Annotated in this window: 23 protein-coding genes; 6 read left to right on the top strand and 17 right to left on the bottom strand. The window is 56.2% G+C overall.

Annotated features, from left to right (window positions below; genetic code table 11):
* The first annotated feature begins 123 nt into the window (after positions 1-123).
* Positions 124-444, top strand: a complete 321-nt coding sequence (locus tag F617_RS0114195) for a helix-turn-helix transcriptional regulator (protein ID WP_025591476.1) — start codon at positions 124-126, stop codon at positions 442-444.
* A 342-nt stretch (positions 445-786) separates the two neighbouring features.
* On the opposite strand, the gene virB11 is transcribed toward F617_RS0114195, so the two are convergent.
* From virB11 to F617_RS28855, 13 genes are read right to left on the bottom strand one after another with little or no spacing between them, the layout of a single operon-like run.
* On the bottom strand, positions 787-1,797 hold the full coding sequence (gene virB11 / locus F617_RS0114190; protein WP_019565730.1) for a P-type DNA transfer ATPase VirB11: 1,011 nt from the start codon (positions 1,795-1,797) through the stop codon (positions 787-789).
* Between the two features lie 8 nt (positions 1,798-1,805).
* Positions 1,806-2,978, bottom strand: a complete 1,173-nt coding sequence (virB10, locus tag F617_RS0114185; RefSeq protein ID WP_019565729.1) for a type IV secretion system protein VirB10 — start codon at positions 2,976-2,978, stop codon at positions 1,806-1,808.
* Positions 2,979-2,992: 14 nt separating this feature from the next.
* On the bottom strand, positions 2,993-3,847 hold the full coding sequence (gene virB9, locus F617_RS0114180) for a P-type conjugative transfer protein VirB9 (RefSeq protein WP_019565728.1): 855 nt from the start codon (positions 3,845-3,847) through the stop codon (positions 2,993-2,995).
* Complete coding sequence (locus tag F617_RS0114175) at positions 3,844-4,515, bottom strand: virB8 family protein (protein ID WP_003517248.1); 672 nt, start codon at positions 4,513-4,515, stop codon at positions 3,844-3,846. Before F617_RS0114175 ends, virB9 begins: the two co-directional genes overlap by 4 nt.
* A 3-nt stretch (positions 4,516-4,518) precedes the next feature.
* On the bottom strand, positions 4,519-4,785 hold the full coding sequence (locus tag F617_RS0114170; RefSeq protein WP_003517250.1) for a hypothetical protein: 267 nt from the start codon (positions 4,783-4,785) through the stop codon (positions 4,519-4,521).
* Positions 4,786-4,820: 35 nt separating this feature from the next.
* Positions 4,821-5,756, bottom strand: a complete 936-nt coding sequence (locus tag F617_RS0114165; RefSeq protein ID WP_019565727.1) for a type IV secretion system protein — start codon at positions 5,754-5,756, stop codon at positions 4,821-4,823.
* A 4-nt stretch (positions 5,757-5,760) separates the two neighbouring features.
* Entirely contained in the window at positions 5,761-5,994 is a 234-nt protein-coding gene (locus tag F617_RS0114160) for an EexN family lipoprotein (protein ID WP_003517253.1), read from the bottom strand.
* On the bottom strand, positions 5,991-6,689 hold the full coding sequence (gene virB5 / locus F617_RS0114155) for a P-type DNA transfer protein VirB5 (protein ID WP_019565726.1): 699 nt from the start codon (positions 6,687-6,689) through the stop codon (positions 5,991-5,993). The genes F617_RS0114160 and virB5 overlap by 4 nt, the downstream gene beginning before the upstream one ends.
* On the bottom strand, positions 6,689-9,070 hold the full coding sequence (locus tag F617_RS0114150) for a VirB4 family type IV secretion/conjugal transfer ATPase (protein ID WP_026330854.1): 2,382 nt from the start codon (positions 9,068-9,070) through the stop codon (positions 6,689-6,691). The genes virB5 and F617_RS0114150 overlap by 1 nt, the downstream gene beginning before the upstream one ends.
* The gene (locus F617_RS0114145) at positions 9,063-9,404 is read right to left on the bottom strand and encodes a type IV secretion system protein VirB3 (RefSeq protein ID WP_019565724.1); all 342 of its coding nucleotides are present in this window, start codon (positions 9,402-9,404) and stop codon (positions 9,063-9,065) included. The genes F617_RS0114150 and F617_RS0114145 overlap by 8 nt, the downstream gene beginning before the upstream one ends.
* A gap of 2 nt (positions 9,405-9,406) precedes the next feature.
* Positions 9,407-9,706, bottom strand: a complete 300-nt coding sequence (locus F617_RS0114140) for a TrbC/VirB2 family protein (protein WP_019565723.1) — start codon at positions 9,704-9,706, stop codon at positions 9,407-9,409.
* Positions 9,703-10,392, bottom strand: a complete 690-nt coding sequence (locus tag F617_RS0114135; RefSeq protein ID WP_019565722.1) for a VirB1 type IV secretion protein — start codon at positions 10,390-10,392, stop codon at positions 9,703-9,705. The genes F617_RS0114140 and F617_RS0114135 overlap by 4 nt, the downstream gene beginning before the upstream one ends.
* Position 10,393: 1 nt before the next feature.
* Positions 10,394-10,933 carry a hypothetical protein gene (locus F617_RS28855; RefSeq protein WP_034502150.1) on the bottom strand — a complete coding sequence of 180 codons (540 nt, stop codon included), beginning with the start codon at positions 10,931-10,933 and terminating at the stop codon, positions 10,394-10,396.
* A gap of 93 nt (positions 10,934-11,026) precedes the next feature.
* On the opposite strand from F617_RS28855, the gene F617_RS0114130 reads away from it, so the two are divergent.
* The 4 genes from F617_RS0114130 (at position 11,027) to F617_RS0114120 (ending at position 13,394) form a co-directional block, all read left to right on the top strand.
* The gene (locus F617_RS0114130) at positions 11,027-11,389 is read left to right on the top strand and encodes a transcriptional regulator (RefSeq protein WP_013637404.1); all 363 of its coding nucleotides are present in this window, start codon (positions 11,027-11,029) and stop codon (positions 11,387-11,389) included.
* A gap of 357 nt (positions 11,390-11,746) precedes the next feature.
* A complete protein-coding gene (locus F617_RS0114125) occupies positions 11,747-12,151 on the top strand; it encodes a host attachment protein (RefSeq protein ID WP_019565720.1) in 405 nt (134 codons plus the stop codon).
* A 367-nt stretch (positions 12,152-12,518) separates the two neighbouring features.
* A complete protein-coding gene (locus F617_RS27070; RefSeq protein WP_034502146.1) occupies positions 12,519-12,830 on the top strand; it encodes a hypothetical protein in 312 nt (103 codons plus the stop codon).
* Positions 12,831-13,004: 174 nt separating this feature from the next.
* Positions 13,005-13,394 carry a hypothetical protein gene (locus F617_RS0114120; protein WP_026330853.1) on the top strand — a complete coding sequence of 130 codons (390 nt, stop codon included), beginning with the start codon at positions 13,005-13,007 and terminating at the stop codon, positions 13,392-13,394.
* Positions 13,395-13,568: 174 nt separating this feature from the next.
* Here F617_RS0114120 and F617_RS0114115 read toward each other — a convergent pair whose 3' ends face one another.
* Positions 13,569-14,312 (bottom strand): trans-aconitate 2-methyltransferase, encoded by a 744-nt coding sequence (locus F617_RS0114115; protein ID WP_019565718.1) that lies wholly within the window; start codon positions 14,310-14,312, stop codon positions 13,569-13,571.
* 157 nt (positions 14,313-14,469) lie between these two features.
* Between F617_RS0114115 and F617_RS0114110 the strand changes: the two genes are divergently transcribed.
* Positions 14,470-15,840, top strand: coding sequence for an IS1182 family transposase (locus tag F617_RS0114110; protein WP_019565717.1), 1,371 nt, complete (start codon positions 14,470-14,472; stop codon positions 15,838-15,840).
* A 180-nt stretch (positions 15,841-16,020) separates the two neighbouring features.
* Here the strand turns inward: F617_RS0114110 and F617_RS0114105 are convergent, their stop codons facing one another.
* The 3 genes from F617_RS0114105 to F617_RS0114095 all read right to left on the bottom strand — a co-directional run bounded on the left by F617_RS0114105 (position 16,021) and on the right by F617_RS0114095 (position 17,891).
* Positions 16,021-16,767 (bottom strand): SDR family oxidoreductase, encoded by a 747-nt coding sequence (locus tag F617_RS0114105; RefSeq protein ID WP_076846174.1) that lies wholly within the window; start codon positions 16,765-16,767, stop codon positions 16,021-16,023.
* Between the two features lie 54 nt (positions 16,768-16,821).
* Positions 16,822-17,256 carry a MarR family winged helix-turn-helix transcriptional regulator gene (locus F617_RS0114100; protein WP_010974414.1) on the bottom strand — a complete coding sequence of 145 codons (435 nt, stop codon included), beginning with the start codon at positions 17,254-17,256 and terminating at the stop codon, positions 16,822-16,824.
* A gap of 122 nt (positions 17,257-17,378) precedes the next feature.
* Positions 17,379-17,891: a GNAT family N-acetyltransferase gene (locus tag F617_RS0114095; protein ID WP_019565715.1), complete on the bottom strand. Its 513-nt coding sequence runs from the start codon at positions 17,889-17,891 to the stop codon at positions 17,379-17,381.
* Positions 17,892-18,167 lie beyond the last annotated feature (276 nt).

Below are 18,167 nucleotides of genomic sequence, written 5' to 3'. Positions count from 1 at the left end.
GCGCCTTACCGGTCGCGGCTCTAAACCTCTAAAAAAGGTTCACGTCGAATGGCTTAGCCAAGAATTATGGCCTAAACGTCCGCGACATAAAGTGGTTTGGATACGGATTTGATACAGAGATGTCTGGATGAGCAATCAATTATTTCGGCCTCCAAGCTTTTAGCGGCGATGGAAAACCCGAAAAGGCTCGCAATACTGCGGATTCTCGTTGACGCCGAAATTCCGGTTGGTGAGCTGGCACACCGGGTTGGCCTCAGCCAATCAGCCTTGTCGCAACACCTCGCCAAGCTGCGCAATGCAAACGTCGTACAAACCCGCCGTGAAGCGCAGGTGATCTACTATTTCAGCCATTCCGATGCCGTGCGGCGTATTTTAGCTACTTTGGAAGCGATTTTCCGCGAGCAGCCGCCTGTGTCTCCGGCTGCTGCGCCAAGCGGGCGATAAATTCGCCCCGGCGCATGAAGCTGGTAACGTTATGGATGGCTTCACTGGATTGGACTGGCTGGCCAGTCAAGATTCCTCGCCGCTTTAGACTGTTTTCTTGATGTATTGTAAGCGGTTGTCCGACCGCATATTGTCCGCTGTCGCCTGATCTGTGATCGACACTCCATGGATGAGTGACAACGAGGATCTTGCAGGCATACGTCAGAGTTGCCTTAAGGTGTACTACGCTTATCGACTTACACGGTTACCGTGCTGCTTTCGGCGCTCTTTACGGAGACACACCCAACAAGAAACATCAGGACCACAATCCGCACCTCGGAACTCCGTGAGTCGCTCAGTTTGCTATTCCGTGGCTCTACACTCACTCCTGAAATACACCTCAGACAGCCGAAAGTTCCCTTTGTGTCGCCTGCACTGAGCAACGATATCGATACTCGCGTTCAAAAAAGCCACGATGTCGGCCCGGTCCAGGCCTGCGCCGCCCTCCGACTCCTTAACAAGCAGGACCAGTTGCTCAAAAGCCAATTCGGCCGAGTTCGCATGGACCGTGGTTATTGAGCCAGGATGGCCCGAATTCACGTTCCGGATATAATAAAAGGCCGTCCCATCGCGAAGCTCCTGAAGCAGAATCCTATCCGGCCGCATACGAAGGCAGGATTCGAGAAGCTCTTTCGGTCCGGCGCGCGAGAGCCCCTGCCCTCCTTTCGAGTAGAACAAGCGCACGTGGTTCGGTTGTGAGATAACGAGCTCGGGAGTGTCCTCGATTGAAATGACCCTCTCGTTTTCGGGAATATGCTTGATCAATGCTTTGGAAAGTGTCGTTTTCGCCGAACCTGTGGCGCCAGAAATGATGATGTTTTTTCGAGCGATGACGGCCTGCCGCAGGAAATCCTTAAAACGGCCGGCACGATATGTTTCACACAGTTCCTCATCCTGCGCGGAGGAGGAGGTACTGGTCGCTGCGCACGCTGTCTGGAAAAATCCCTTTTCCTCCAGATCATCAAGACTGAAGTCGACCGAGGAAGGCTTGCGGATTGTCATGCTGACAGTGTCATTGATGGTCGCCGGGGGGATGACGATCTGGATTCGTTCGTTCCCGGGTAGCGTCGCCGACAATATTGGACGCGTCTCATCAATCGACTGATGGGAAAAACTTGCGACTGCCCGGGCGAGACGCATGAGCTTTTCGAAGGTCAGCTCCGGCATTTCATAGGTCCGCCACCCACCGGGACCTTCCGTCAACACCTGCCCGGGCCGATTGACAATCACCTCTAGGAGAGACCTGTCCTGAAGGAATGTCGAAAACGGCTTCAACAGCTCGCTGACGACAGCCGATTCCTGCCTCTCTGACATTTCGCGCCCTATTTCGTTAGGAGCGTCGATCGTGGCGCGAAATCCCCCAGGACTGCACGATCGAAAACGCGGTTTCTGGGTTCGGTCACCCTAAGACCGTAGATGCCGGAAAAGTCGAGATCGCGAGCGACAAAGATCGAAACCGGTTCACCTTGGTGCTTATTGAGTGTCGGCGGGAGATTGATGGACTGCTCGACCGCGATGGCGGCCGCCTGTTGACTGGCACTCGTTGTTTTTTGCGCGTCGACATCGCTGTCCTGCAGCCGACTGCTTGCATAGTTCGTCGCGTCCCCGACAATGGAAAGCAGAAGAGCGCTGCCGAACCGCTCCCACCAATGGGTGTCGACATGGCCGTCGACACCGGCACGACCAAGTGCGTCGGTTGCTGGTGATGCGAGAGTGACGATAACGCCCTTCGGCGTTTTCGCGCGATTCCAGAGAATGAACAGGCGCTTTTGCCCGCGCTGAAGCCCTCCACGATATTCGCCGACAACCTGCGTGCCCTTTTCCATCAAGACCACCCTGCCATTGTCAGAGAGAACATCGCGGTTGATCACACAAGTGGTAAATCCCGGCTGGTCGGATGCTAACGCGGTTTCAAGAACGCAGGGAATGGTCGTTCCCATCGCGACGATGAAATTGCGGTTTCCGAGTGTACCGGCCCTTGAGCCTTCAAGCCGCGTTGGCCGCAGCAGGCCATCGAAACGATGCTGCTCATTGTTTTGCTGGTTCTGAACAGACATATTGTTGTCGAGCGGCACGAAATTGCTGTTGTCGGAAGGATAAGAGCTGTCGCTTTCCCTCAGCTCTTTCCGATTCCTCTGCCCTCCACTGAAGGCCATCACGGGGGCGCGACGGGCGGAATCGAGCAGCTTGTCCTGCACTTCAATGACCGGTTCGACGACAGGCGTTGGCAATTTTACTTCAGGGAGCGCCTGGTCCGGTTCAACTTTCTCTTTTGCGGCCTCGAAGGGGGTCGTCTGACGAATAATGATCCGTTCGGGCTGAAGATTTTCATCCCTTCCCTTCTTTCCCGTCGTCGACCAAAGCGCGAAGCTGACAAACGCGATGATCGCAATGGCAACAGCGCCGCGTTTCAAGAGAGGGCTGTTGTCGATCTGACGACTGGTGACGGTTTCGGCACGCTCTCCGGGGATGCGATCCTCGTCTTCCTGAGTCATGACTGTTCCCTTCCCTATCGCCCGGTAACGTCGCGCTTCACGACGCGCTCCACCGAAGGAGACGTTGTGTTGGTGTCAGGATTGATACCGACGCGGTCGTAGGCTTCGTTGAAGACGCAGAGCACATCCTTGCCCCGACGCAAGATGAACTTGCGGCTGATCGCGTGCACCATCACTAGATCTCCATCGACCGACTTCGGAACAAGGCTTTCGGAACCGTCGGAGTTCTCCATATAGATAGCGGGCATTTCCTGGTTACCCACAAAGGCGAACGTTGTAATCTTGCCGTTGTCGTAGACGCTTTGCGGCTCCAGTGCCTGCGATCCCTGAGAAGAATAGCGCCAGTTTCGAGGGCCATAGGCTTCGTGAAGCGCCAGCACATTGTCGGCGTCCTTCGCCTGGGCCGCGAGAGCCCTCGACGCTGCCTGCTGGCGGCGAAGCTCGGCGTCATCGCCTGGATACCTGTACTTCACGTAGAAGTAGGTGTTTTGGCCAGCCTCTACGGAGCCATCGCGCGCCGTCAGTTCCATCTGGTAGCTGCGGGTCGAGCCATCCCTGCGCGTCGTAACCACGGAAATATTCGTCACCGGCTGGCTCTCGCGTGGCTTCAGGAACAGGATGTTGCCGGCCGGCGCAACTTCCCAGGCGACGCTATTGCCGAGCGCGACATGGGCGATTTCCTCGTCCGCCGCGAACTCGACCTGTACGGATGACCGCAGAGTGCCGACCACCCGCGTGATGTTGTAGGGTTGGTAGTTCACGAACCGGACACGACTGTCTTGCGAGGCACCTCGGGGTATCTCAAGCGCAAACGCCGGCGACATCGAAAGGGTCACGATGAGTGCAGGAATTCGAGGGATGCGCATCATCTCACCTCCTCCGGATCAGCGCGATACTCGCTGACGACGAAGCCGAGCGGGTTTACGAGCCGGTCCGTCGAGGACATCGGAGCGTTCGCGTAGGAATAGGTGATCGACGCAACCCAATGGGTCGTTCGTACTTCCTCGCCACGCGTGATGGTTCGCATGTAGCGTACGGAAACGACATTCTGATTGATGAGGGAGATTGAAGCGATATCGATCCTTGCTGTAGCCCCGCGACCATAAGTATTCTGGGGCGATTGCGGGTTGCTGCCACGGTAGAGGGCCGCGAAACGCGTTTGCTCCGCTTGCGTCGACAAGAGGGCGATGGTGCGGAAATTTTCCTGTGCTTCACTCCAGACGTAACCCTCGCGGGCCCGGACATATTTTGCAGCGAAATATTTCGTCACCGCCTCATCGTAGGTGCCAGCCGTCGATGTCAGCGCTGACACGACGTCGACAATGCCGGTCGAATTGTCGACGCGCACCACAAAGGGTTCAACCGTCTTGAGGGGTGTGAGACACGCGACCGCGAAGACGGCTACAGCGGCGACAATGCCTGAAACTATGGCGATCGACCAGGCAATCCTGTTCGATCGCTCGACCTGGATCATCCGGTCCTGGTCGAAACGACGTGCTTTGTCGAAGTAGCTCTTGAGATTATCTGTCGTCACCATGTTTCATCCCTCACAGCGGCGATAGGAACCGTCGATGTCCAGATGCGCAAAAGCGGAAGTCTCGCTGGCCTCTTCTACGAAAGGTGTGAGGGACGTGGACGAACTCGTGTTGGATTGCTGCTGTTTCAGCTTGCTGCCGCCCTCCCAGTCCCACATCGAGCGGTTCAATGGGCGGCGCGAATAGCCGTCGCAGTTCGGCAATGGGTAGGTCATCGAAGCGCAGCCGACAAGCGTGGCTGAGAAGGCGAGTAACAGGGCAGGCTTAATCATTCAGTAGGCCTTTATCTAATGTTCTGGAATGGGTGTCATACGCCGGCATTTCTTGATCCGAAGGCGCGGCGGGCAAACCGAGCACCGCGACCGATCATCCGGCCGGTGTGGGAGGCTGCTCTGGCCAGCATGCCTTCATGCGCATCGCGTGCGGTCGTGTAACCATAGACCAGCGAGGCGCCGCCAGCCGCCAGCGCCGATGCAATGCCAGGTAGCTGGTAGAATATGTACAGGGCAGCTATCCCGATGGCACAAAAAGCAATAGGGCGCATAAGGACGTCGCTGTAGCTGTCGATTGCGGTGAAGGTCGAGTCCAGGCAGGAGATCAAAAGCGAACCGACGGCAACGACAAGGACCTGAAGGATCACGAAGTTTGCGAGCTGCCCGATCCAGGACTCGGTAAAACGGCGCGTCGATTGAAACATGGCAAGCGCAATGAAAATCGGCCCGATCGCCAGGACGATCGCCAGCGCCAACCGTGCATAAAGGGAAACAACATAACCGATCCCCGCCACCAGAAAGCTGACGCCGATCACCATGATGCCGCCCACACCTGTGACGATGTCAATCGGCCAGGAAGCCCTGGTCCAGATATCGGTCGCAGAGGCCTGGCCCTTGTCGAGCAGACTGTCAAAGGTGCTGGCACTCGGCGCCGTACCTGCATTCAGCGCCTGAGCGATCTCGCGTGGCAAAACATCGAAGAAGATGTTTGCGACATAGGTCTGATATTCGCCGGCGTCCTTCACCAGCATCACTATGATCGCGAGCTTCATCGCGCGGAAAGCGAAGTCAAGGATAGGTTCCTGGACCGAGCCCCGAAGGATGAGATAGCCGTAGAGGACGACGTAGAGGGTCACTGCCACCGTCAACGGACCAGCGACCCATTCTGCTATGTTCGACGTCCCATCCGAGACGAAAGTCTCCAACGGCCGCTTGAACTGACCGTCGATAAACTCAAACACCTGGTACATTTGGTCAGCCTCCCAATGCCTTGCGCATGTTCTGGAGCCGGAGCTTAACCTCGGCCGCTTCCGCGTTCTGGCAATTGGGCGTCTGGCGCAATGCACCCGGGTTGTTGCGGCACTCGGTAATCGTACGGGACAGCAATTCGGTGTCGGCGACGAACTCGTCCACCGTATGAGTTCGCTCCGCCTCTTGCGAACAAGCCGACAAGAGCACCAGGGAAAGGACGATGAGGGTGCACTTCACTTTAGCGCCGCCTTCATATTGTCCATCCGTTGGCGCCAGTCCTCCGCCTTGCGCTGTTCGTCGACCTGGTTCTGCGCCTGCTGCACCATCCTCAGCCCCTCCATCCGCAGGACGTCGGTCTGAAGAAATGCCTGTTCGGCCTGCAGCCGAGCCTGCAGATCGGCAATCTCTTTGGCGTCGCCAGCCGTGGAAATCTTTCCCCGCAGCTGATCAATCCCGTCGATGCGCTTGGTCGCGGCATCGTAGATTTGCTCACCAAGGCTCATTTGCCCGGCATTCTTGTTCTGAAGCCGGTACAATTCCTGAGCGTAGAAATCATCGGCGTCAGTGCGGTAGGTCGAGTTACCTTCCAGAAACCTTGAGGCGGAATCACCGAACACGCCGGTGCCGTTGCCTTTGAGCAATCCCTCGATGGCAGCGAAGTCGGAGGGAAGCGCCTTGCGGATCACCGGATCGTTGAGAACGTTGGCGACATCCGCCATATCGGTCAGCTTGTTGAGCGAGCCATAAAGCTGCCGAGCCTGGCCGATCTGCTCATTGAGCGCGTCGAGTTGCGACTTGAGCTGCGCGATGCTCTCGATCTGCTTGGCAATCGCAGCCTGATCGTTGACAGGAATCCCCTGCCCTAACACGCCTTCAGCGGCAAGCATGAGCACCGCGCTGAGCAGTACGCCATGAAGTCGATAGGAAGTCATCAGCTAGCACTCCTTCGCTGTTGGAAAATGGGAAGCCAGTTCTCGACGTCGTCTCCAACCTCCGCGCGGATCGCGTCGAGAAGTTCGACATTGGCGGTCCGGCCGGAGAGGATGGCGAGCTCGTCATCGAAGCCGTTGAGATCGAGCTCGGCAACGACGCTGTTGTGTCCTTGCTTCAACACGAACCTCCGGCTTTCAACGGAAAGCTCGCGCGCTATCAATTCGTATTCGCGCTCGGTGAGCTTGAATCCATCGACATAGTCGGCATGGTTGCCGCGCGAGTTGGGCAGGAAGATCTGTGTCGGGCATTGCTCGATGATCGTGTGCGCGATTGGCGAGTTCAGCGCGTCGCGCGGGCTTTGCGTGGCAAACAGCATCAACCCATTTTGTTTGCGGATGGTCTTCAGCTTGTTTTGCGCAAGATCGCGGAACCCCTCGTCCTGTAGCGCCTTCCAGAATTCGTCGATGACGATGATGATCCGGCGGCCATCGATCACCTGCTCGACGCGATGGAAGAGATAGGCCATCAGCGGTATGCGAATTTCCTCGTTGTCGAGGAAGTCGGTCATGTCGTAGCCGATGAACTTCCCTGATCCGCCGAAATCGCCAAATCCGATATCTTCGATGACATTGTCGAAGACCCAGCCGAGCGGCCCTCCCTCCTCCCACCGGCGGAGCCTCGCCGCGATACCTTCCGGATCCGTATTGTTGAGGAAAGCCCGCAGCGCCCCTATTGTCCGTCGCTCAGCGGGCAGGTCGGCAAGGCCGTCGATCGCGCCGGAGATGTCGCGAAGTTCTGTGACAGTCAGTTCCCGCGCCCCTGAACCCACAAGCTTGCCGATCCAGCGCGCCAGGAACACTTTGTTCTCCGGCGTCAGGTTGAGGGCCTTTAAGGGAGCGCAGCCGGTGGGGACCCCGTTCTTCAGCGGCAGGTAGGTGCCTCCGGCGGCGCGCACATAAAGGTCCGCGCCGCGATCCTTGTCGAAGAACACCACGTGCGGGTCGTGTTTCTCGAGCTGTGACAGCATGAAATTGACAATCACGGTTTTGCCCGCGCCCGACGGACCGCACATGAAGGTGTTGCCCAGATCGCCATAATGGAGATTGAAGTAGTAGGGCGAGCCTGAAGCGGTCTTGAGCAGGGCGACGGCGGGTCCCCACTCATTGCCGTCCTTCTGTCCGATCGGATAGGAATGGAACGGTGACAATGCTGCGAAGTTCTTCGAGCTGATCGCGCCTGAGCGCGCGCGGTAACGAAAATTGCCCGGAAGTTGCGCCCACCATGCCGCTTCGAGACCAAGATCCTCGCGCGCAACGACAGCCCCGCCATTGGTCAGGCTGGCGCGAACCTTTGCCAGATTGTCGGTTAATTCCTTTAACGTGGTCGCAAAGACGGAGAGTGTCAGGTGATGCTCGCCGATCACGAAGCGGTTGGACTCCAGGTCGTCCATCGCATCGTCAAGTTCATCGATTTGCGAAGCCGCCTTGTCGCCGCTGCTCACCAACTGGTTTTGCTTACGCCCCATGATGACGCGAGCGTCCGCCTTCGACACAAAGCAGAACGACTGTGAGAGAATGAGCTCAAACGGACTGTTTAGAACTCCGTCCAGCATGCCTGTCCTGGTGCGGGCTGGATATTCCTTGAAGCTCAGCATGCCGGCAAAGCGGCTTTCTGCCTCATGCCGGATCTCGATCGTTTCCCGACCTATGATTACGCGATCAGAGTAAATTGCCGAGGCGACGCGACCTTCGGTAAGCGGCACACGCTCACGCCTCCCGCCGACGAGCTGGTGCAGCACCTCGCTCGGTTCAGAGAAGAGCATGCCTTCCTGTTCGTAAAGAGAAAGGACCCGTGGCTCAAAGCGCCTCAAGCCCGCCACTACGTTGACGACTTTGTCCTTAAGCTGTTTCAGAGCCTCTTCATCCAGCTCCATATCGAGTCGTTTTGACCGTCGAAGGTACGACAGCAGCTTGCCCGCCTTGTCTGCAGGGCCACGCGCTGGCGACCAAAGGACGGTCAGATAGAGATCGTTGCGGAAAAGGTGCTCGCGCGCCATGCGTTCCCGGTATTTCTCGTTGAGCGAGGCTGAGAATGGCGTTGCGAACGTTCCGCCCGGATAGTCGCTGTCCCTGCGCCGAATGAGATGGGTCCAGATCGCGAGCCGCTCATCGGCTATATTTCGATAGAGCGTGTTGAGGTCGCGATGGAGCGCGTTGATGTCGAGCAGATCAGCAGTTTCGAACGATACGCCTGCGAGCGCGACAATGACCATGAGTGTCCGGGACTCGAGCGCGATTGTCGTCTCGTCGATGTGCCGCACGTAAGGGATAAAAGCCTCTGGCGTGAGTTCGCGTGATCTAAGCGTGGCGATGTCAGGCAATTCCAATATCCCTTTCGTCGAATCGGCGTGTCAGTCTCAGAGGGGAAAGTGTTGCCCCGCCCCAATAGGCACCGTTGCGTGAACGGCCGCGTGTCTCGACCCAGGCGAGCAGGATGCGGAACATGTTGTGATCGTGCTTGACGAGCGCTTTGAAGATGAGATGGAAAACGATGCCGACGAACGCGTAGGCGATAGATCCGGCGACGATGTAGAGGATCGTCGTGACCATGATGTTGAGGCCCATCGCCTCCATCGTGACACCGGCAATCATCGCGGGACGCGTACACGCGATGAAGAGTGTGTCTTCTTCGAGAACCGTTTGTCCGCCCACCATCCTCAGGCTCCGACGATGGTGTTGACGAGTTCGGTGGCGCCAAAGATGCCGCCAATTCCGATGATCCAGAAGCCCGCTCGCCTCAGGTCCATGTAACCAAACATCCAGGCGATGCAGATGACGATGACCGCAATCACGGCGAGAAGCTTCGCAATGTTTCCCGTCAACATGTCGACGATGTTCTGCAGGACGGTTTCGATGCCGGCGGCTTGCGCGAAGGCGGGCTCAACCATCGTCACTATAATGGCGACAGCCATGACGGACGAAGCGACGACGGGTCTGATCCGGGAACTTATTATCATTCACTCTGCTCCAATTCCAATTGATTGTCTTGAAACACCAGGACGGATGAACGGCTTCGGGTCTTGAAGACGTCCCACGCGGACGACGCCGAGATCGCGTGTGCTTCCCCCGGAGTATTTTCCGCCACCACTTCGGCAACGACATCTGCTTGGGAAGAATTCGCCGACACGTTTGTCTGCGACCCTTTTCCCGTGTCGCCGATTGTAAATCGAGCCACTGTCGGTCCGAGCCGTTCGATTTCGCGGCGGACCTGATCGCCATAGTTGACTACGCCCCCGACCGACGGATCGTCACGTCCATAGCAGGATTGCAGCACCTGCTCGGCCCTGGGACTGTCAGCACCCACCTTCACCGAGAGGCAGCAATAGCCGTCGAATGGCGTCGCTGGAGCCTTCAGGTTAAGGCAGCGAGCGACAGCGGCTGGTATCGAGAGGTTCAATCTGCGCAGTTGTTCCGGCCCGACCCCGTCGGGACCAATGTGTATGTCATGGCATGTTGCCTCCGAGGATGCGGCGACTTCGATTGCATCGGCGTTGGTCGCAGGTTGCCGCCCGAGCGGTGCACGGCTGTTGATCCTGATGGTGAACGGAGCGAACCGGCTTTCGGGGCTGACCACACCCGCAAGAGCCTCCGATGCAACGAAGGGTGCGCAGGTTTGCGCAAGATCTGAGAAGACAACGGGCATGTCAGAACCACACCCTCTGCGTGCCGACGCCCTCAATCGTCACATCGACGTATCGAGGTTTCTCGCGCACCAGGGGTCGCGCCACGGTATTGGCCAGGCATTGGTATCGCCCGTCTACCCTTTGCCACCTCGGTGACGTGACAGAGCCCTTGTTCGGATCGCCACCGTCTCGATCTCGCCGGCAAAAGCTGTCGCTCACGGCTTGCAGTGACGTGGAAATGCACGTCGCGTCACGTCCCCTTGGACCGTAGCCAGCAGATAAGCGGTAGCCGGCGTTGCAGTAATATGGTTCGTAAAGAGGGCGAGAGGTCTGAAAACCTACGCCCGCGCAAGTTGGAAACGAACGCCCTTTTGCCAACCACCTCCAAAGCTTCTCGACGGGCGGCCTGCATTCGCCATACTGGGTCGGACCGCCGGGATTGGATAAGCACAGGATAACCTGGCACCCCCATTCGTCGGCACGAGCGCTTCGCTCCGAAATGGTATAGAGTGAAACGAACCCTGACGCTGCGATGATCATTCGAAAGAAAAGGCCCTTCATGCCCCCTACCCTCCGTCTTTCTAAATGTCCGCCTCAACTGAACGGCGACTCGTCTCAATTATTTGACTATGCAAATAATAGATAGTTAAAACGATGGCAAGCAATTTAAGTGAAAGATGGCAGAGTCAGGCCTTGTCCGTATTTGCGGTGCGTGAAATCCTGGAGAAGCCGATCGACGGTGAATCGGCGCAGTCGCGCATCAAACAGATCGGCATGATGAATATTCTCTATCTGATGCACCAGGCGCATCAGAAGTTAACGCTTTCAAATGTGATTGATATTACCGGAATGACGCGTGGTGGGGTGATCGAAACCATTGAACTCTTGGTCCGGCGGGGCATCCTTACGGAAACGCTGGGAAGAAACTCAATGGGACGAGGAACGGCTCGACAGTTTGAGTTTTCCCCGCAGGTTTTTGCCGCGCTTGGTGGTGCCGCGGCGACCGGAAATGCGTGATTTTACCAAGTATATTTTATACAGTATTTAATGTGGACGCCGTTTTAGATTAAAGGGTCGGCATGTGCCGTACCGCTCACCAGCATTGTCGCGGAAGATTTTCGCTGCCGAGGCATACTGCCGAGTTCGTTCCAGGGGTCTGTGCCTGGTACAGCAGCCTCGACTGACCCTCTGCCACAGCGATGGCGCGAGGCAGGCCATCAAGCATTTGGCTGGGGTGACTGATCACGGCGATACGCCAATCCTGTAGTTTTGTCGGGAAGAGTGCGGAACGGATGGTCTGTAGCGAGGTTATTCTCTGACAGAAACAAGCAGGGTCGGCCATCTGGGCTCGAGCTGCTCACCAAGGAGATCAACATGAACCTTCCGCAGAACACGGTCGTTGCCGTTGCCGATGGCGAAAAGCTTAGCCTTTTTCGGAACGACGGAGATGCGGCGACTGTCAATCTGACAGCGTTGCCAGATCCGGCGATCGACAGCTCGAAGATCTCTTCCGGCGCCCGACATTCCAGTAGCTCGGCTAATCCCGACGATAGCCAGCAAGACGAAGACGGGTTTGGTGCAGGTGTTACGGATATGCTGAACAAGCAGGTGCTTGAGGGCAAGATTAAAAGTCTGGTGATTATCGCGGCACCGCGCACACTGGGTGAGATGCGCAAGGGCTACCATAAGTCGTTGTCGGACGTTCTTATTGGAGAACTGGATAAAGATCTGACTGGCCATTCTGTACAGGATATCGAGAAAGCACTCGCTGTCGCTTAAATCCTTCATCTAAACGGCGTGATCGGCCCCGCCATCCCCGGCGGGGTTTTTGTTTGGCGCTCGTTGGGAATGTAGAGAATCGGCAACAATGTAGTGTTGCCAAATTTTGCTAAACTGCTCCTGACAGGAACGACGCCACGACTTTTTGCTTACGTCTTATTTCAGGAGATGGCGGGACTGATCTGAATAGCCGGTACGGAGGCGCAAAGCTGAAGTCACTCCCGAGTTGGTCCAAAGGGAAAAGAATGTGGCATGCACTCCAACCGTGGGGGCGAAGAGACCACAATTGCGCAACTGCGTCTGAGCGAGGGAACAAACCGGACGAAATCTCCGTTGCTCGTCATAATTGTTTATTTGGAGGCGTGTCATGAAACTCAAGCTGGCTCTAAGCGTGATTCTCGGCGTTACCTTCACGGCAGCAGTCGCGGAAGCACGTACTCAATGGCATCTTTACGGTACGGTTCCGGTGACGGGTGACTACGTACGTGAGATCGCCTATCGTTCAGCACTCGACAGATGCAGTTTTGAATCTTACCCATCACACCACCCCGTCGGTATTTATGGAGGTGCATATAGCTCTCCCGAAATGCGCAGATGCATGTACCGTATGGGTTTCATCTTGGAAAATGGTGAGCCTCTCGCATACCCCGCGAGGAAGGCAAAGTACCTGCTAAGGTAACAAGACGCCAAAATATATTGAAGCGACTGACGGTCACCGTTTCAATCACGATGAACTTGATACGTTTACGGCCCCGGTTCCTCATGAAAGAGGAGCCATTTTGGTTTGCCGAGTGAATCGCGTATTGAAATCCGGCTTCCGAATATCGACTTTCAGGATAACCTGGAGGTCGAAATGATCTACATTGTCATCGCGTTATGCGCGCTCGTCACAGCATTCTTTGCTTGCCGGTACTATGCCGCCAAGATTCTGCTTGTCGAACACGATATCGACAAAGCTATCACACGGAAATTTGAGTCGAGTGGGAAGGCTATTGAGCTCGCGAAACTTCGAGAAGAAAACGCAGTGATGCGAAACCTTTTGCTCGACCTTCTGGAAAACGAAGTGGCTTTTCCGGTGCAGCAGGCAACGGTATCAGTCGACGACTTATTCAGGATGAAAGCAACCAAGATCCAAAGGTATCGCGAGATACTGGCCGAATCCCGGCACGTCTTGCAGCAGCGTGAGGCCAGTTGCGTTTCCGGGCTCTCCAGCTCACTTAAGAGTACCGAGCGCAGGATGTGAGATTCAACATACACTCAGAGAAAAACTGCAAGAAACCGAGCAACGGGGATGACGGAAAAGCCGACGGCGACCCTTCTTGCGGCAGAGCGTCTCCTGTCGGCCGATACTGTTGAAAAACTCTTTCGATGATCTAGCCGGGCGAATGTTGCGGCAGTTTCGCCATCCGGGGCCCGCTCATCGTCGTCTTGCAATCGTAATGATCTCGGGGCTCTTCTCCGTAAAAGGTCCTGACTGGAAGTCGCCGTACCGCTGCTCTATGGCAAACCCATGCTTAGCCAGGAGCGCCGCAAGCTCGTCCGCGTGATTGAAGCGCAAGGTACTTTCACTGCTCAAAGGCAGGCTTGGATGGTCGCCGGAGAAGTCGTGCCTGAAGGATATCGTGCGTCCGTCGAACTCTGACGTGACGGTCGTGACGATCTTCACCAAGCTATGATCGTTCAAATAGACCAAGGCAGGACGATCAGGTGTCCATTGTTGCCACGGGCGAGTTAAGGGATTTCGACTCTCAAAAGCAAAAAGTCCACCGTCAGCCAGGCTGTCTCGTATGTCTGAGAGGAATTGACCCACAGCCTTATCGGCATTGATGGCTTGGAAGGCATGGCCAGTCATGACAGCCAGCTCGAACTTGCTGTTCCATTCAGGCTGGGGAAGCGTGCCTAGTACCCAATCGATATTCGGTAAAGCCCGAGCACGAGATAGGACTCCTACGCCTGGGTCGATCCCACACAGGTCGCCGAGGTGCCCAGCCTCTCTGGCCTCGTGTAGAAGTGAGCCTGTTCCACATCCTATATCAAGCACTGAACCTGCGTTCATGATGATGGGAAGGTAGAAGTCGAAATCGTCGCGAGTTGAGCGTGGATGCCAAGCATCATATATCTCTGACAGAAAGAGGTCGTTATAAAAGCGGTCACTACTCAAGCGGGCCTCCGAATGTCAGATTAACTGGTGTAACATACGCACCGGACCAGCCTTCACAACGATCCAGTTCAACCGCCACTCTATTTGTCGGACCAGGCGTTGTCGGCACCCGGACGCCGTGATTCAATCGTTGCATTGATTTGCGGAGGATTGAGTCATGATGGGATGCCAGACAGCTCCAGCGCAGCTTTTCTACGACTTCTGCCTTGATGATCACGTTCCGGCAGACCACCTGCTGCGCGGGATTGACCACCATCTCGAACTCGACAGTGTCCGGGCACAATTGAAACCTTTCTACAGCGCCACCGGTCGCCCCTCCATTGATCCCGAGCTCATGATGCGAATGCTGATCATCGGCTATTCCATGGGTATCCGCTCGGAACGCCGACTGTGCGAGGAGGTCCATCTTAATCTCGCCTATCGCTGGTTCTGCCGCCTTGGTCTGGACGGAAAGGTCCCGGATCATTCCAGCTTCTCGAAGAACCGCCACGGCCGGTTCCGGCAAAGCGATATCCTGCGGCACATGTTCGAGACGGTAGTGGAACGCTGCCTCGCTCAAGGGTTGGTTCGCGCGGAAGGATTTGCAGTCGATGCCAGCCTTATTGCTGCGGATGCCAACAAGCAGCGTTCGGTCCCAGGAGCTGAGTGGGAAGCAAAGGAAGACGCTGGCCGCTCGGTCCAGGAGTATCTGGCTGTTCTCGATGATGCCGCTTTCGGTGCTGCGTCGCCCATTACACCGAAGTTCATCTCCCCGTTTGATCCGGCCGCCCAATGGACCGGTGCTCACAAAGGCCATGCCTTCTTCGCCTACGCCACCAATTACCTGATCGACAACGATCATGGTGTCATTGTCGATGTGGAGGCGACGCGTGCGATCCGCCAGGCAGAAGTCGGAGCATCCCGCACAATGCTCGAAAGGACCGAGAACCGCTTCGGCTTGAAGCCGGACTATCTGGCTGCTGACAGCGCTTACGGTTCCGCCGACAACTTGGCATGGCTGGTCAAGGACAAGAAAATTGCGCCGCACATTCCGGCCTTTGATAAGTCGAAGAGGACGGATGGCACCTTCTCCCGCTCGGACTTCTCATGGGAAGGCGAAAATGACCGCTACATCTGCCCGGCAGGTAAGGAGTTGAAGCAGTTCCATCGAACCTATGCGACGCCTCGATCAGGGATCACGGCGGCGGGCACACGGCTTTACCGCGCCAGCAAGAAAGATTGTGATCGCTGCGAACTGAAGTCTCGCTGCTGCCCGAGTATGCCGATGCGCAAAGTGCCGCGCGATCTCAACGAAGATGCCCGTGATGTCGCCCGAGCGATTGCTACGACACCTGACTACGTGCAGTCACGGCATCGCCGAAAAAAGGTCGAGATGCTTTTTGCACACCTCAAGCGCATCCTGTGGATGGCGCGATTGAGACTTCGAGGACCGTGCGGCGCACGCGATGAATTCCTGCTTGCAGCAACCGCACAAAACCTCGGGAGGCTGGCCAAACTCAGGCCACCACACATCGCCATTGCCGCCTGAGGGCGGCGTTAATCGACACCTCGCGCTGTGACGCGAGGCGTTATCGCATATCTGCTCCGTCTGAAGACCTGAAAGGGCGGATGAGCCGCCAATCCAGCGAGTTTTTCAACGAAATCCGCCCGAAGGAGAAATTGAGATGCGGAACCGGTCGGCCCGCATCCCATAATCGCTGAATGCGTCTCACCAACTCTTTTGCACAAGTTCGCCTGATGGAGCGCAAGCGTAGAACCCTGCTGTCGGTCCATATGCGTGCGTCGTTGCTAGAGCGAATGCGGGGCGTGCGCCATCTTCAGGTGAGTGCCCCGGTCCGTTGCCTGTCATATCAGTCGATGTCAGGCCGGGGTCTACCGCATTCACTTTGATCCCTTCCCGATCAAGCTCCTTCGCAAGCTTGACGGTCAACATGTTCAGTGCAGTCTTTGAGGCGCAGTATCCGCCAAAACCGACCGTCCATGTTTCGCTCCGCATGTCCAAGGCATCCGTCAACGAACTGAGGCCGCTGCTCATCATTACGATCCGGGCCGCCTTCGATTTGCGCAACAACGGCAAGAAGGCTTGAGTGACGCGCATCACCCCGAAAACGTTGGTGTTGAACATTTGCTGAATCTCGTCAATTGACTCCTTGGCAAGAGAGGGAGGCGAACCAAACATGAGCCCGGCGTTGTTGACCAAAACGTCGAGATGCCCGACTTCACTCTCGATAGTTTTGGCGGCACTGGACGCGCTCGCCTCGTCCGTAACATCGAGTTGCACTGCACGGGCGTCAACCCCGTTTTCTCTCAGTTCGAAAGCTGCCATCTCACCCCGTGACATATCTCGGCACCCCAGCCAGACCGTGTGTCCGGCTGCGCCAAGCTGCCGTGCGATGGCGAGGCCAATACCCTTGTTTGCTCCTGTGACGAGTGCAGTGGGCGGTGTGTGGGTCATGATGACGTCCCTGATCATTTCGATGTCAGAGACATACTACGATATTCGTAATATTCAACCTTCGTATTTTGCGATCTGTTGGGTAATCCTCAGAAATTCGGTTTGGTCAACGGTATCAAGCGCCCGCAGCATCGCTTTGCAGGAGGCTCGATATCCATCGATATAGCCTGCGACCACTTGCTGCCCCTTGTCCGTGATCGTCAAAGCCACCGACCTGCGGTTTGCCTCTGGCCGCTGCCGTTCAATCATCTCCCGACGGACCAGCCGGTCGGCCGAAGACGACATTGTCGTCAGCGCGACCTGAAGATGCCGAGCTACATCCCCCAGATTACACTCGGGATGCTCATCAATGAAAAGGAGCGCCTGAATGTCGAGGGGGTTAAGCGAGTTTTGCATAACGGCCGCTGCCTCCGCGACCTTGAAACGACGGGTAAAGCGCTCAAAGGCGGTAGCAAGTTTTTCGATTTGTTCGGGTGTAGGTTCTGTCATTCCTGGTATTAAGCATTTCTGCTCGGAGGAAGTAAGCCATATACCTTAGAACAGGCATTCCTTGAATTTATGCGATGACCCCAATTGGCGCGAAGCGGAAGACCGCAGTTGGCCCGTAGTGGTCATTGAGCTTGGCTAATATACAGGTATCGATTTACGATGCGCCCGCTGCTCTGGAGCCGTTTTTGGTAGACCTCCATTCGGTCATGGACTTTTTCCGCGACTTTCTGCGACGGTATATTTTCGGGGCTTATTATGCTGACCACCCTGCCCAGGCCAAGGGTGTTCAGCGCATGGCCCCGACAAGCTGTCGCAGCCTCCGTAGCAAAGCCGTTCCCCCAGAAGCCACGCCACAGATGATACCCAATTTCCGGTTCGGTGCCTTCAGGGGTCTCTTGGAGAGTAATCCCACAGTCGCCGATGACCTGTCCAGAAGAAGGGTCAACTACTGCCCAAAGGCCGAAGCCGTGCTTGAGGTAGCTGTCGAATGAAAGCTCCTGAAACCAAGTCCGGATTTCCGATGACGACTTGGTGCTTGGATAGAATTTCATGCATACATGGTCGGCGTAAATCTTGCTCAACGCGTCTAGGTCTTGTTTCTCGACTTCCCTAAGAAGCAGTCGCTTAGTCCTCATAATAGTTGACAAGCAAACCTCTCATCTCGCCCGTCGGACACTCTGCCAAAAGGTTGACTCTTGTGCCATTGCCCCTTGACCTCAACTCTAGTTGAGGTTGTACGAATTTTAAGGCGGTCGCGGCCCATCGAACGCGACCACGTCAAAGGAGGGCGTCTTGGTCACATATTTTCGCTACTCAAAACCCAAATATTCCGTCAGAACACGCCTGGTTGGAGCCGTATTGTTGCAGTTACTTGGCACCGGATTGTTAGCGTTCATCTTTTGCCATCTGGA

Source organism: Agrobacterium sp. 10MFCol1.1, from assembly GCF_000381165.1.
Classification (GTDB): Bacteria; Pseudomonadota; Alphaproteobacteria; order Rhizobiales; family Rhizobiaceae; genus Agrobacterium; species Agrobacterium tumefaciens.
The sequence above is the reverse complement of the archived record's forward strand: the minus strand, read 5'-3'. Positions and strand labels throughout refer to the sequence as shown.